At 46.7% G+C, this 14,378-nt stretch carries 13 protein-coding genes; 7 read left to right on the forward strand and 6 right to left on the reverse strand.

What is annotated here, in order from left to right; all coding sequences use genetic code 11:
- Nucleotides 1-9 precede the first annotated feature (9 nt).
- On the reverse strand, nucleotides 10-711 hold the full coding sequence (locus tag PMG25_RS17600) for a response regulator transcription factor (protein ID WP_283761237.1): 702 nt from the start codon (nucleotides 709-711) through the stop codon (nucleotides 10-12).
- Between the two features lie 409 nt (nucleotides 712-1,120).
- Here PMG25_RS17600 and PMG25_RS17605 point away from each other — a divergent pair, with 409 nt between their 5' ends.
- The 3 genes from PMG25_RS17605 to PMG25_RS17615 all read left to right on the forward strand — a co-directional run bounded on the left by PMG25_RS17605 (nucleotide 1,121) and on the right by PMG25_RS17615 (nucleotide 2,736).
- Nucleotides 1,121-1,744, forward strand: a complete 624-nt coding sequence (locus tag PMG25_RS17605) for a CPP1-like family protein (RefSeq protein WP_283768199.1) — start codon at nucleotides 1,121-1,123, stop codon at nucleotides 1,742-1,744.
- Between the two features lie 327 nt (nucleotides 1,745-2,071).
- Nucleotides 2,072-2,290 carry a UPF0175 family protein gene (locus PMG25_RS17610; protein ID WP_283768200.1) on the forward strand — a complete coding sequence of 73 codons (219 nt, stop codon included), beginning with the start codon at nucleotides 2,072-2,074 and terminating at the stop codon, nucleotides 2,288-2,290.
- Nucleotides 2,287-2,736: a PIN domain-containing protein gene (locus PMG25_RS17615; RefSeq protein ID WP_283768201.1), complete on the forward strand. Its 450-nt coding sequence runs from the start codon at nucleotides 2,287-2,289 to the stop codon at nucleotides 2,734-2,736. Before PMG25_RS17610 ends, PMG25_RS17615 begins: the two co-directional genes overlap by 4 nt.
- A gap of 215 nt (nucleotides 2,737-2,951) precedes the next feature.
- Here the strand turns inward: PMG25_RS17615 and pruA are convergent, their stop codons facing one another.
- Both pruA and PMG25_RS17625 read right to left on the reverse strand, forming a co-directional pair.
- Nucleotides 2,952-5,939 carry an L-glutamate gamma-semialdehyde dehydrogenase gene (pruA, locus tag PMG25_RS17620; protein WP_283768202.1) on the reverse strand — a complete coding sequence of 996 codons (2,988 nt, stop codon included), beginning with the start codon at nucleotides 5,937-5,939 and terminating at the stop codon, nucleotides 2,952-2,954.
- A 475-nt stretch (nucleotides 5,940-6,414) separates the two neighbouring features.
- Entirely contained in the window at nucleotides 6,415-7,500 is a 1,086-nt protein-coding gene (locus PMG25_RS17625) for an ATP-binding protein (RefSeq protein WP_283768203.1), read from the reverse strand.
- 288 nt (nucleotides 7,501-7,788) lie between these two features.
- Here PMG25_RS17625 and PMG25_RS17630 point away from each other — a divergent pair, with 288 nt between their 5' ends.
- Complete coding sequence (locus tag PMG25_RS17630; protein ID WP_283768204.1) at nucleotides 7,789-8,157, forward strand: MoxR family ATPase; 369 nt, start codon at nucleotides 7,789-7,791, stop codon at nucleotides 8,155-8,157.
- Here the strand turns inward: PMG25_RS17630 and PMG25_RS17635 are convergent.
- From PMG25_RS17635 to PMG25_RS17645, 3 genes are all read right to left on the reverse strand, one after another.
- Nucleotides 8,115-8,804, reverse strand: coding sequence for a hypothetical protein (locus tag PMG25_RS17635; protein WP_283768205.1), 690 nt, complete (start codon nucleotides 8,802-8,804; stop codon nucleotides 8,115-8,117). The genes PMG25_RS17630 and PMG25_RS17635 overlap by 43 nt on opposite strands.
- Nucleotides 8,805-9,047: 243 nt before the next feature.
- The gene (locus tag PMG25_RS17640) at nucleotides 9,048-10,271 is read right to left on the reverse strand and encodes an alginate O-acetyltransferase AlgX-related protein (protein ID WP_283768206.1); all 1,224 of its coding nucleotides are present in this window, start codon (nucleotides 10,269-10,271) and stop codon (nucleotides 9,048-9,050) included.
- Complete coding sequence (locus PMG25_RS17645) at nucleotides 10,258-11,391, reverse strand: alginate O-acetyltransferase AlgX-related protein (protein WP_283768207.1); 1,134 nt, start codon at nucleotides 11,389-11,391, stop codon at nucleotides 10,258-10,260. Before PMG25_RS17645 ends, PMG25_RS17640 begins: the two co-directional genes overlap by 14 nt.
- A gap of 216 nt (nucleotides 11,392-11,607) precedes the next feature.
- Between PMG25_RS17645 and PMG25_RS17650 the strand changes: the two genes are divergently transcribed.
- From PMG25_RS17650 to PMG25_RS17660, 3 genes are all read left to right on the forward strand, one after another.
- On the forward strand, nucleotides 11,608-13,536 hold the full coding sequence (locus PMG25_RS17650) for a carbamoyltransferase family protein (protein ID WP_283768208.1): 1,929 nt from the start codon (nucleotides 11,608-11,610) through the stop codon (nucleotides 13,534-13,536).
- A 223-nt stretch (nucleotides 13,537-13,759) separates the two neighbouring features.
- Nucleotides 13,760-14,164 carry an SxtJ family membrane protein gene (locus tag PMG25_RS17655; protein WP_283768209.1) on the forward strand — a complete coding sequence of 135 codons (405 nt, stop codon included), beginning with the start codon at nucleotides 13,760-13,762 and terminating at the stop codon, nucleotides 14,162-14,164.
- Nucleotides 14,165-14,199: 35 nt separating this feature from the next.
- Nucleotides 14,200-14,349 (forward strand): DUF5989 family protein, encoded by a 150-nt coding sequence (locus PMG25_RS17660; RefSeq protein ID WP_271942356.1) that lies wholly within the window; start codon nucleotides 14,200-14,202, stop codon nucleotides 14,347-14,349.
- Nucleotides 14,350-14,378: the final 29 nt, after the last annotated feature.

The raw sequence follows: 14,378 nt of genomic DNA on the forward strand, positions 1-14,378 counted from the left end.
CGAATGAGTTTAATCTTCTAGAGTATCGGGAGGGACAAATTTATATCCCACCCCGCGCACCGTTTTAATAAAGCGATGTACCCCCTCTGCTTCGAGTTTCTTACGAATTTGGCCGATATGCACATCCACAACCCGTTGATCCCCCTGGTGTTCATAGTCCCAGACTTGACTGATTAACTCTGAACGCCGCAGCACTTTCGTTGGGTTGCTGGCAAGAACATGCAGTAAATCAAACTCCAAAGCCGTCAGCACAACGGGTTCTCCTTGCAACATCACTTCTCGCCGTTCGGGATCGATCAATAACTGACCATGGGTAATCAATTGACGCTCAGGAGTGGTGACGGTTCGCTGACGCTTGAGCAGAGCTTCGACACGATATTTGAGTTCTTCCACACTAAAGGGCTTAGTGAGGTAATCATCTGCTCCCTTTTCAAAACCAATGATTTTATCCGATGTATCCGTGCGGCTAGTGAGCATCAACACAAAAACATCCGTTAAAGTTTGCATTTCCTGGCAAAGATTGTAACCTAGGGCATCCGGTAAATTCACATCTAAAATTACCAAATCGGGGCGAAACTGCTTGAACTTTGCCATGCCGGTTTTCCCGTCAGCAGCATCTTCGAGTTCATAGCCATGTTTGCCCAAATAGCGAAAGACTAAATTACGAATTGCAGGATCATCATCTACGACAAGAATCTTGGCTGAAGCCATATGAATAACCTTGTGATATATGCTTGCGAGTTGACAAACAGACCCAAGACTGGCAGTTTCGTCATCTAAGTGTATCTGGCCATGGTGGCTCTGTGGTACAGGTTTTCCGTTAGAATAACGGCAGCCTAAGCTTAGGGCTGGTTATTCCTCATGCCAAAAATGGGAGGATCAGCCATGGATGAGCTTAGATTATCTATTATCGGGGGTGATTGCTTGGGTAGCCAACTCTATTAAGAATTATGTTAAAGTGGCACTAATAAAATAGTGAAAAAAGTTTAGGCTAATTTGGTAAGCACTGGTAACGGAGTCAACCCTTGAGTTGAGCAACCAGGCTTGTGTAAGCTGGAAGTCTAGGCTCCTACGGCTCCTCGATCAGAGCGCTGAATGATTGTGAGGGAATGAACAAAAGATGAGTGACAAAAGTCCTTATGAAACCTTGGGGTTAACGGAAGATGCCTCGTTTGAGGAAATTCAACAGGCCCGTCAACGCCTCACGGATCAACACAGTGGCGATCGCCGACAAGTGGAAACCATTGAGACTGCCTATGATGCAGTCCTCATGGATCGTCTACGAATGCGGCAACAGGGCAAACTCAAAGTTCCCGATCGAATACGATTTCCGGAAAAAGCGACGGTGACTGAGCCGAAAGCTCCCCCAACACCTGGGAAGTCCATGCCCAACTGGTTGCAATCCTATCTAGATACTCCCAGTCAAGCGGATATTCTTCTACCCATGGGAGTCTATTTAGTGTTAATGAGCTGTGTCGCCCTCCTAAACCCTACCCAGGGTAGCCAGTCGCCTCTCCAGGTGACCCTTCTAGCGGGAGTGGTAGCCAGCATTTACTTCTTAAACCGCAAGGAACGGAAATTCGGTCGCTCAGTTTTACTCACTGTTGGTGGACTGATCGCTGGATTGTTACTCGGTGGCCTCTTGGGGGCAAGTTTAGCCAATATCAGTCAAGTGAATAGCGATCAGTTTGCAGCCGTGGTTGCATTCTTTGTCTTGTGGTTAGTCAGTAGTTTCTTACGTTAACAATACAGTTGTTTTCGCTACTATGGCGATACATCTCAATCCCCCCAACTCCCCCTTAAAAAACAGGGGTAGTAAAAATCCCCCTTTTTTAGGCTTGTCTTGAGCCGAGTCAAAGGGGGATTTTCCGCGAAGGGATAAAAAAAAGTATCTGTCCAACTGTGCCTCAAGTATCCAACAAGAATAGAAATCCGGTTTCTTTCCACCTCTGGCAGATCAGACACCAGATTGCTTGCCCCTATCTCAACTTACTCGTTACCTTCAATGGGGGCGAATCCTTGACATTGAGAAATGTGATAGACTTATGTTTTGGCTATTTTTAATTAAATCATGGGTCAATTCACCATAGACCTCCCTTCTACTATCTCTGAAGATGAAGCCAAGCTCCTTCTAGCGGCCAAACTGTTTGAAGTCGGGAAACTCTCCATCGGTCAAGCGGCAAAACTAGCAGGCTACTCTAAGGGAACTTTTATCGAAATGATCGGCAAGATGGGTATTCCGGTTATAAATTACCCTGCGGTTGAATTAGAGCAAGAGATCCGGTTATGAATCCTGGGGTTACCAATAGTACCTGCTTAATCGGACTAGAACGAATTGGGAGACTTGATATTCTACCTCAAGTTTTTACACCGATTACTATTCCACCCGCAGTACAAACAGAAGTGGGAATTTCTACTTCTTGGTTAACGGTTCAAGCTCCGGAAAACTTATCCACTGTTCAAACACTCAAAACTCAAGTTGATGACGGAGAAGCTGAAGCGATCGCCCTCGCCCTCGAATTGAAAAATGTTATCATTATTCTGGATGATTTGAGTGCCCGTAGAATTGCCCAGCAACTACAACTGAAAGTCATGGGAACGGTAGGAATGCTCATCCAGGCCAAACAGAAAAACATTATCCCTGCTATTAAACCTATCCTTGAATCCTTAGCAGAAGCTAATTTTAGGATTTCAGATGCAATTATTGATAAAGCCCTTGAACTCGCTGATGAATAATTGAAAAAAACAAAGAAACCGGGTTTCTGTCCACCTCTGGCAGATCGGAAACCCAGTTTCTTATTCCTCATATGATGTCCGGTTAAATAGATGTCATTGCGACCGCAGGGAAGCAATCGCTACAATTATCGAGATGATCGAGATTGCTTCATTTCACTCCGTTCCATTCGCAATGACTTGTTATAGCTGATTTAGCGGACATGATATCACTCAAGCTACTCGTTGCCTTCAATGGGAGCGAACCCTTGACGCTGCACGTTTTCCGTAATGGTGCGCGGTTCGAGGAACTGGATCAAGTAATCTGGGCCACCCGCTTTAGAACCAACTCCGGAGAGCTTGAAGCCACCAAAGGGTTGCCGAGAAACGATCGCCCCCGTCGTATTGCGGTTAATATACAAATTGCCCACCTCAAACTCGGCCATCGCTTGGTCGATATGGCTCGGAGTCCGGGAATAGAGACCGCCAGTCAGGGCAAAATTGGTATTATTGGCAATGTCCAACGCTTCCTGGAACGTCTTAGCCTTAATCACCGCAACCACCGGGCCAAAAATCTCTTCTTGGGCAATGGTAGCCGTCGGTGCAACATCCTGGAAGATCGTGGGGCCCACATAATAGCCCTCTTTCGAGCCAGAAACATTGGGAGCCAACATTTCTAGAGCTACTTTAGCCTCCTGTTTACCGGTGGCAATATAGCCCTGAATGCGTTTCATGGAGGTCTCATCCACGACCGGCCCCACCTTGGTACAAGGATGGTCTGCGGGCCCCACATTCAAGGATTTAGTCGCTTCTACAAACCGCTCCAAGAAAGCATCATACACCGGTTCCAGGACGATCGCCCGCGAACAAGCGGAACATTTTTGACCGCTATAGCCAAAGGCAGAATCCACCACCCCTTGCACGGCTTGGTCTAAATCCGAACTCTCATCCACAATCACCGCATTCTTACCACCCATCTCAGCAATGACGCGCTTCATGTGTTTCTGTCCCGGTTGCAGCAGGGCAGCATTGGCATAGATTTGACAGCCCACTTCCTGGGAACCGGTGAAGGCAATCATATGCACATCCTTGTGTTTGACCAAATGGGCCCCCACGGTCGATCCTTTTGCGGGTAAAAATTGAAATACTCCTTTAGGGATTCCTGCCTCAATCAGCACTTCCATCAATTGGGCGGCGATCGCCGTACTCACCTCCGCAGGCTTGAGAATCACGCAGTTACCGGTTACCAGAGCTGCTACCGTCATCCCCGTAGTAATGGCGATGGGAAAATTCCAGGGAGAAATCACCAGGGCAATGCCTCGCGGTTGATACGTCAGGCGGTTATTTTCCCCAGCAATATCATAATTATGGCCGCGATCGAGCCGTTCCATTTCATCGGCATAATAGCGACAAAAATCGATCGCCTCGGAAACCTCTGCATCCACCTGTTGCAGCACTTTCCCCACTTCCAACATCACCCAAACGGACAGCTCTGCTCGGCGCTCTTCCATCAGATCGGCGGCTTTTCGCAGAATTCGCGCCCGCTCTGCTGCGGGGGTGGCTTTCCAACTGGGAAACGCTGCTTTGGCGGCATTCAGGGCGGTTTCTGCTTGTTCAACAGAAGCCATGCCAATCTTAGCCACTAATTCCGTCGGGTCAGAGGGATTGACAGAATTGATACTCTCTGCGGTGTCCACAAACTCGCCATTAATGTAAGGCAGAATGGTTTTGCCCAGTTGGGGACGGACTGTATTTAATGCCGCTTGCGCCCGTTCCCGGTTAGCGACTTGGGCGTAGTCCGTATCAGAGGCATTTTTAAAGGCGGTGGTTTTCTGGGGGCGCGATCCCGTTGTTTTCACCACAGGAGGGGCGATTAATTCTTCAATGGGGCGATTTTCTTGGCTTTGGCGCAAGAAGGAACTGTTCGCAGTATTTTCCAGCAAACGGCGAATCAAGTACGCCATACCGGGGAGGAGACTGCCGTAGGGAGCATACATCCGCACCCGCAACCCTCGGTTTACCATGGCTTTGGCGAGGCGATCGCCCATACCATACAGCACTTGGTATTCAATATGACGGCGGGGAATGTTCAGGGCTTCGGCGATCGCGATCGCCTTAGCCTGCGATCGCACATTATGGGAACCAATGGCAGCATTCAGAACTTCGTGGTTTTCCAGCAATAACTGGGTCAGCAGTTCAAAGTTGGCATCCGTGGCAACTTTATCATCAAACACCGGTTGCGGCCAGTTGTGTTGCACCGCTTTAATCGTTTCCTGATCCCAATAGGCTCCTTTGACTAAGCGAATGGTAATCGGATTTCCCCGCTCTTTTGCCCAAGCAATCAGATCTTTTAAGTCTGCTTCGGAGTCGCGCAGATAAGCTTGCAGCGTCACCCCAATATCAGTACGGGTTTTAAACTCGTCTTCGAGTAACAATTCTTTGAGAATGGCAAACGTAATATCTTTATAGACATACTGCTCCATGTCAAAATGGATGGCAGCGCCCTTTTCCTTGGCATGGCGCAGGAGGGTGCGAAGGCGCTCGATCACCCGTTGCTTCGATCCCTCAGCATCCAGGGGATCGAACTGGGAATAAAAGGCTGTCAGCTTAACGGAAACTTGCACCTTGGGCAAGGGTTCGCCATCGGCTTGATCGATTTCGGGGATGGTTTTCCACTGTTTCGCGGCTTCCGTGAGGCGATCGATTAAGTCAATATAGCCTTGTAGATAAGCTTTTGCTTCCGTTTCCGTAATCACCGCTTCCCCCAGTAAATCCAGGGTAAACGCCATTTGCTCCTTGCGGAGATTTTCCACAGTTTTCAGCACTTGCTGCACGGTTTCCCCAGCAATGTATTTCCGTGCCAAAGTTTCCACTGCTGTAGAAACCGTCGTTGCTGCGACTTGTCCAGGCATGGAGTCAGCTTGGGTAAAATTAAGAATCCCCTTCAAGGCACTGGGTAATTCTACCGCCTCAGTTGTCATATATTCTTGCAAATGCCGGGCGACTTCCGCCTTAGAGCGCAGAGCAGGCAAACAATCAATGAAGTGAAACAACTGCACCCGCAACCCTGGGTTATTCATCGCCCAGTCTAAGAGCTTATCGTCCCACCGCATTTGATCGCGCATCTGGGCAAAGATGGAGCGCTTTTCCCCTTGCGCTGCGAGCAGTTCTTTGGCGATCGCCTGGGTTTGGCTCTCGTAGGTTGGTTTTTCGACTTGTGCTACCACGGATGTCCCCCCTCCACATGAATGGGTTGATATAAATCGAGGATAAATCTTGATTTTTTGTGTATTTTTCAAATATATCTCGAAATTACGGTACTATGGTTAACTTATTTAAACCGTAACTTTGCACGCAAAGTTCTGTATTACATCAAATCTAGAAAAGATTGCTAGGTTTTAGATTCTCCATTCCCCCATTCCCCCATTCCCCCATTCTCCACAGAGGGCGCATTCATGTCCGCGATAGCGGAAAGTGCTGTAAGAACAAACTTTTCCCTAGTCCTACGCGCTCTATCTATCACCAGCGCGTAGCTCGTAGCGCTTTTAAAATAAAAAAACGCCCCACGAGTGGGCGTCCATCAGGGTGCATCAAATTCAATATAACACACAAATGAGGGGTGTCACCCCCCACCCCTATATTTTTTCATCAGAATTTTTTATGGAAACGACTAGAACCATTATGAGAAGCTGACTTGGTGGATTATCGAGGGAGACGAATGGTGAAGGTTGTGCCTTGTCCATCTTGAGATTCAAAGCTAATCTCGCCCTGGTGTGCATCGATAATAGATTTGGCGATCGCCGTTCCTAACCCAGTTCCCCCCCGTTTCCCATGGGTGACAAAAGCCTCAAAGAAGTGTTCTTGAATCGATTTGGGAATTCCTGGGCCATTATCCCGAATCTGGATCACCGCCCATTCCGCCTGGCTTTTCGCCGTCACTTCAATGCGTCCCCCCTTGCCTTCAAACGCTTCTATCGCATTGGTCACGATATTTTGCAGCACCCGCAACAGCTTATTGAGATCGGCATAAATTTCCACTGGCTCAATCTCCGTCACCCACTCCACATTAGCCGACTGCAAGTAAACTCGATTGAGCTTTTCAAACTGCTTAAATAACTCCGAGACTTGCATCGGTTGCCGATAGAGAGTCGAATGACCCTTAGAAAACTCTAGAACCTCTTCGGCCATCCCCAACATGCGAGTAATTTGCGCTTGAATCAGATCGCACCATTCTTGGGTGTCTTCATCGTCGTGCATTTCTTTGAGCATGGAGCTGGAGAGCTGAATCCCATTGAAAGGACTTTTGAAATCATGAATAATAGTATTCACCATTTCTCCCACCAACACCATTTTTTGTTTATGGACAATTTGATTCACATATTGGGTCGTAGTGATGCGAATATGGTGAATAATATGCCGGAAGACAGCTAAAACCACTTCCCCTTTACTATTTTGTAAAATTTCCATCAGCTTATCTTGGGGAATTTTCGCTAATATTGTTTCTTCAGCGGCCATTGCTCTGGCGCTCCTCGGTTTGCCATCTAAGACTCCAAATTCTCCAAAAAAATCATTTTCCTTAGCCAAGGCGATCGTTTGGTGTTTCTCGGTATCGATCATCTTGCTAAATTCTACTTGACCGGCTAAAACCAGATAGAGTCCATCTGGAATTTCACCTTCTTCAAAGATGACAGTCGGTCGGTCAAACTCGATGATATTGGCTAGATCGCACAGTTGAGCCACTTGATCGGGTTCAAAATAACTAATAAACGGGTGGGATTCCAACTTCATGGGCCATACTCACCTTGAATCTTAGATGGCAATAATATTGATGTAATCCGAATGGACTGGCTTCATTTTACTGGATTCTAGACCGGACAAAAATGAATAATTGTTACTGACGCGATCTCAATTAACGATCTTCAGGTTGGACGCAATCCGAAATTAAAAATTTAGGGAGCAAGATGCTCCCACTCCAGTAAGATCGGGGGATTTGATATCAATTAAAGCTAATTTCCCTAATGACGTTTGCGAGAGCGAATAGCAGCGCCTACAATCATGATCTGTAAGACAATAACCGTGCCAATGCCCAGATATAATGATGAGGGAATTAAGGCAGGCATTATCAATGGTAAAGTTCAATGCTATGAATTTCCCTTAGTCGTGATGACCAGTAATGGCGAGCGCGATTTTCCTCCAGCCTTTTTGCGGCGGTGTTTGCGCTTGCGAATGCCCGTTCTGACCAAAGAATCGCTTAAGCAGATTGTTGAGGCTCATTTTCAGCAAGATCGCCCAAACAATTGGGAGGCAGCGCAAGCAGAAGTAACAGAGAGTATCGAAAAATTTGTGAACCAGGTTAAGAAGGATAATCTAGCTACTGACCAACTGCTGAATGTGATTTACCTCTACATGATTAGCATGACCACTGTAATGGGGATCACAATGTAGGCGTAGGAGCGGAGGTTCATAATCAGCAGGGTTTTGCCTAAAGTTTTCCCTGGCGGCAAACGCCACCCTAACCATGCACCTTCGACGATCAAGCTGAGGAAGAAACCAATGGCAAAGTAGACCGCGACACCTAAGAATTTCAATAAGGTAAGGAACAGTCCCTCGGTATTAACACCCAACACCACCAGCAACAGCCCATCAACGTACAGCAAGACTATCCAAACTCCACTCCAGAAGAGAGGAGATCTGTGTTTCAGGTAGGTAAAGCGTTTGAGAAAGCAAGCAGTGCTGAAGCCAATGCTCAGGAACAAGATCGGGTTAGTCCATAAAGATATAGAAATATCAAAGAATCCGATGAAAAAGAAAAATAACACGGCAGCGCCTGCTAGGGTTGACAACAAATTGGCTTCTGTCACCAAACGAAAGGCATACCAAGCAACAATTGTTTCTCGCTTATGCAAAGTCAAGGCTTCGCAAACGAGGATGAGGAGAAACCCTGCCCCAAAGCTCACCAACGAGGCAAAGAGCGGCAATGGGAACAATAAGGCCATCGGCGGAAAGCCATTGGCAGCGGCAGGATGGACGAGCAGCAGGACGGTGGCAACGGAGATCGCGATCGCGACAACCACACAAACAGCAAAGCGCATATTTACCCCATGGAACGATTAAAGATTGTCTCGTTTAGTATTGCAAATTTCTGAAACTGTCCGAATATAACAACTGATGTCGTTGGGCTGCTTCCCACCACGAAGCAGGAAATTCATTCTTTAGAGATAAAACTCCGTTTCGCTTCGCGATCGCGGGCTGTAATGACGGAAATTCGTCAGAATTTCCAAGAGTGACAGAAGAGGGGTATCACTCCTTTGCCAAGCACCTTCCCAGAAAAACTGTTAATTGTTAATTGTCACTTCTGGCTGTAACCTCTGAAATAACAGATTCGCCGCCAATTGATTGCCCGTTAAATTCCAATGGGTATCGCGCAAAATATACAAAACTTGTTCTTTTCCCGCTTCTTGAAATGGCTCTAACATATCCAAATAGTCAATACCATGAGCTTCCAAAGTCTCAATCACTACTTTTTGCGGCAGCTCTAAATCATAATCTTCAGGATTGAGTTCATACTCAGTAAAAATTTTATTCGCCAACGTTTGATCGATTTGGTATTCTGAAGGATAAATCGCGACCAAAAAAGGAATATTTTTTGCTTTTAAGATTTCTGCCATTTCTACCACGGCTTGCAAGGAATATTCAAACTGAGGGGTAAATTTTCCCGCTTCATAGTCAGGAATGTTATTTATTTCTAGTTTCCACCGTTCAATCTCTAAAAATGTTTGTTCTGAGTACAGAGCTGGAGGGTCTGGACTAGGATTAGGATCGGGAGTGTCTTGGGCGATCGCGCTTTCTATCAGTTCAAACTTCCCTTGAGTTTGCTGTTGTGCTTGTTGCAGTTTCAGTTGCTCCTGAAATATACGGTAGCGCTGCTGTAAAAATAATCCAACTCTCGATTTGCCGATTAAGGGATATCCGAAGAGCTTCACTTCTTTGGTGCGATCGATATCAATAAACGTATCATTAAGAACAATCCGTTTTTGATTCACCGGGGTATGTAAATCATTGCCCACAAAAAAGCCCAACACGACTAAATCGGGACTAAACTTTAGCCCATATTTTTTCAGCATCCCTAAATACATGGGTGGATCAGCCATGGGAAATCCCACATTAATCACCTCGACTTTAGGCGCTCCATAATAGTCTTCAAACTGTTTTTCGAGGATTGCCGTATAGTTTCCGTCTAAATTCCCTGCCCAGCTATAGGAATCTCCAATCACCACAATGCGGTAATTCCCCGGTGCTTTCTCTAGGGGGTAGTCGCGATCGTTAAACCCATATTCGTTGGTTCCAGGAGTATCTGGATTCACTCGAAATCCCAGGTCTGGATCGTACTGAAAAAAGCCCTTAAACAGATAGGGTTCTGCTACAATCATAAACAATTCTGCCGTTAGCAAAGGCACACCGATGCACAGAAGCCCTAAAAATCCCCAATTGATGAATTTACGAATATTGAGTTTTGATGACCCTTTGATTTTATGGTCTTTTTTATTAATTTTTAACATAGTCTAATAGATTTTGATATAAAATATCTGATGCCAATTGATTACCGGCGAGATTCCAATGGGTATCTCTGAGCAAATATAAGGTTTCGGTTTCTCCAACTTGACGGAAGCGATCGAGCATATCAATATAGGGGATTCCTTCTCTATCCAGAAAGTCAATCAGCAACTTTTGCATCAACTCTAGGTCGTACTCTTCGCGATTGAGTCCATAGGTTTCAAAGAGTTGATCGGCTAAGGCTTGATTGACTTGAAATTCATCGGGATAAATCGCTACCTTAAAATCGATTTGGCGCTCGGCCAAAAGTTGCTTGATTTGGGCAATGCTCTCAAACAGATATTCGATTCTATCATCATATTTCCCTTCTGCGTGGGCCTTGAGGTTACAAAACTCTAATCGAGCGCGTTGAATTTTTAAGAAGGTTTCTTCTGTAAATGTTCCCTGCTCCTCTGGTGGGTTAGCCCATGCTGGCTGTTCAAGGGTGGCTGTTTCTCGAAAAACCTTATATTTTTGCTCAATAAACATCCAGAGGCGAGACTTGAAAATAATCGGATAGCCTAAGATCTGGATTTCCTTACGCTTATCAATGTCAATTTGCGTATCATTAACCACAATTCGCTTGCGGTAGGGGTCAGCATCAATGAAATCATTGCCGACAAAGACACCCAAAACCACCAAATCGGGCTGATATTGCAAACCGAACTTTTGCAACATGATTAACTGTTCCCCGGCATGGGTCATGGGATAACCCGCGTTAATGACTTCTACGGGGGGTAAATCTGGGGTTTGAGCGAACTGATTTTCGAGTAAAGCAGTATAGTTCCCCTCTAAACCCCCCGCCCAGTTGAAGGAATCGCCAACAATGACCATTCTGGCTGTGCCAGGGATACGTTCGAGGGGATAGTCTTGGTCGTTAAATCCAAACCGGTTGGAGCCTAACATATTGGGTCTCACCCGAAATCCCATATCCGGGTCATACTGGTAGAAACCCTTGAAGAGAACGGGATCGAGTAGGATCATGGCTATCTCAACGGTAATCCAGGGAATGCCAATCCAGCAGAGCAAGAGGAGGGCAATTTGAGAGATTTTATTGACTTTGAGAGGTTTTGTGGGTTTAATCATTAAGAAAGTTTACAAAATAAACACACCTGAAGGGTCTGCCCAGCGATCGTAATCATTAAGGTAGTCCCAGACAAGATAGGAGCGAACCCATGTTCGTCTTCCCAGAAACAAGCGATCGCAGTGCTTATAGAGTAAACCCTAAGTTACAATCTCTATTCATGATCCCAAAAAAATCCCAAAATTGGCTTAAATTAACTGGCGTAGGGGTGAACTAATATGAAGATCCTAGGAATTTCAGCGTTTTATCACGATAGCGCGGCGGCGATCATCTGCGATGGTGAAATCGTAGCCGCAGCCCAAGAAGAGCGATTTTCGCGCAAAAAACACGATCCACGGTTTCCGAAACATGCGATCGCCTATTGCCTGGAAATGGCCCAAACCACGATCTGTGACCTAGATCATATCGTCTTCTACGACAAACCCCTACTCAAATTTGAGCGGCTCCTAGAAACCTACCTAGCCTATGCCCCCAGAGGGTTCCGGTCATTCCTGGCCGCCATGCCCGTCTGGTTAAAAGAAAAGCTCTATCTGAAAACCGTATTAAGAACCGAACTCTCAGAAATCGGCCAGTGCAAGAAAACCGAGCTGCCCAAACTGATGTTCACCGAGCATCACCAGTCCCACGCAGCCTCTGCCTTCTTCCCCAGTCCCTTTGAACGGGCTGCCGTTCTCTGTCTCGATGGGGTCGGCGAATGGGCCACCACTACCGCCTGGCTCGGAGAAGGAAACCAGCTCATTCCCCAATGGCAAATCGACTTCCCCCACTCCTTGGGTTTACTCTATTCTGCCTTCACCTACTACACCGGCTTCAAAGTCAACTCTGGGGAATACAAACTCATGGGACTCGCGCCCTATGGGGAACCCAAATATATTGACACCATCCTCAGCAACCTGATTGATGTCAAAGAAGATGGCACATTCCGGTTAAACATGGATTACTTCAACTATGCCACCGGTCTCACCATGACCAACAGCAAGTTTGATGACCTATTTGGCGGCCCTCCTCGGAAACCGGAAACCCCCATCAGTCAGCGCGAAATGGATATCGCCAGCTCCATCCAATGGGTGACCGAAGATGTGGTTCTCCGTCTAGCCAATACGGTGAAAACAGAACTCCAAGTCGAAAACCTCTGTTTAGCCGGTGGTGTGGCTCTCAACTGTGTGGCCAATGGTCGCATTTTGCGCGAATGTGGCTTTAAGGAAGTTTGGGTACAACCGGCCGCTGGCGATGCGGGTGGAGCCTTGGGAGCGGCTCTTTCTGCTTGGTATGAATACCACAGTATGCCCCGCACCGTAACAGCCGAGAAAGTACCGGTGATGGTCAGCAGTGCTAAAGAAACAGCCACCGCCACCGTGGGAACCTTGAGCCAAGAAAAAATAGCCGCTCCCGTACAAGACCAGATGCGCGGGTCGTACTTAGGGCCAAAATTCTCCGATGCGGAAATTCTGGACTATCTGGACTTGGTGAAAGCCTCCTATGTGCGCCTGGATGATGCCGAACTCATGCCTCGGTTAGCGGAAATTCTAGCTACTGACAATGTGGTGGGATGGTTCCAAGGGCGGATGGAATTCGGCCCCCGTGCCTTGGGTGGACGCTCCATTATTGGTGACCCCAGGTCGCCGAAAATGCAATCGGTGATGAACCTGAAAATTAAGTATCGGGAATCGTTCCGTCCCTTTGCTCCTTCCGTGTTGGCCGAGCGCGTATCGGACTATTTCGAGCAATATAGCCCCAGTCCCTATATGCTGATGGTGGCTCCAGTGAAGGAATCGTTGCGTATTCCGATGACAGAGGAGCAAAAGCAACTGTTTGGCATTGAAAAGCTCAATATTCCTCGCTCTGAAATTCCCGCCATTACCCACGTAGACTATTCGGCGCGTATCCAAACGGTTCACAAGGAAACCAACCCCCGCTATCACAGCTTAATTAATCATTTTGATAAGCTTACGGGTTGCGGTCTGATTGTAAATACGTCGTTTAATGTGCGCGGAGAACCCATTGTTTGTACTCCAGAAGATGCTTATCGCTGCTTCATGCGGACTGAGATGGATTATCTGGTTCTGGAAAACTTCTTGTTGGCTAAGACTGACCAACCCGCTTGGGAGAAAGATGAGTCTTGGAAGACGGAGTTTGAGTTAGATTAGGGGTTTATAGCAAACCTAAATGAGTTATATAACGACTGCGCCTCATCCCCTGGCCCCTTCTCCCGCAGGAGAAGGGGAGCAGAAGTCCCTCTCCCGTGGGAGAGGGATATAGGGAGAGGGCATTTCCAGTTGCACAATTCATTTAGACTAGCTATATCTCCCCTTAATAAGTAGGGGGATCTTAACCCCTCAGAAAAGCAAGTAAAAATCATCATTAATCACTATGCATCCAATCAAAAAACTCAATACAAAAGAACTGCGCCAATTTGGTCTCCTGTTTGGGATAATGGTGGGTTTAGTTTTCGGTATTATCTGGCCCTTGATACTCGGTCATAGTAGTGCAACCTGGCCCTGGATTGTGCTGGGTATTTTCTGGGCTTGGGCGTTAATTGCCCCCAAAACCCTCGACCCGTTTTATCAGGTTTTTGCCCGCTTTGGGATGATGATGGGTTGGATTAATACCCGCGTAATTTTGGGGATTATTTTTTATGGGATGATTGCGCCGATGGGGTTTCTACGGAAAAAGTTTGGAGGTGACCCTATGCGTCGGGAATGGCGTAAACCGGTGGAAAGTTATCGAATTCCGTCCCATCCTAGACCGGCGAAGAGTCTAGAATATCCATTTTAGTTAAGTTTTAAGTTAAACCAATTGGAGTTTTGTATATGGAATTTTTTGAGGATCTTTGGGCTTTTTTAGGGGAGCGGAAAAAGTATTGGTTGTTGCCGTTGATTATTAGTTTGGTGATGGTGGGTGCTTTGATTATCCTTAGCCAAGCTTCGGTGATTGCACCGTTTATCTATACGTTGTTCTAAGAGCAGTGGGGGAGGGCGGGTTTCCGCAA

Origin of the sequence: Roseofilum capinflatum BLCC-M114 (genome assembly GCF_030068505.1) — a bacterium.
GTDB classification, from domain to species: Bacteria; Cyanobacteriota; Cyanobacteriia; order Cyanobacteriales; family Desertifilaceae; genus Roseofilum; species Roseofilum capinflatum.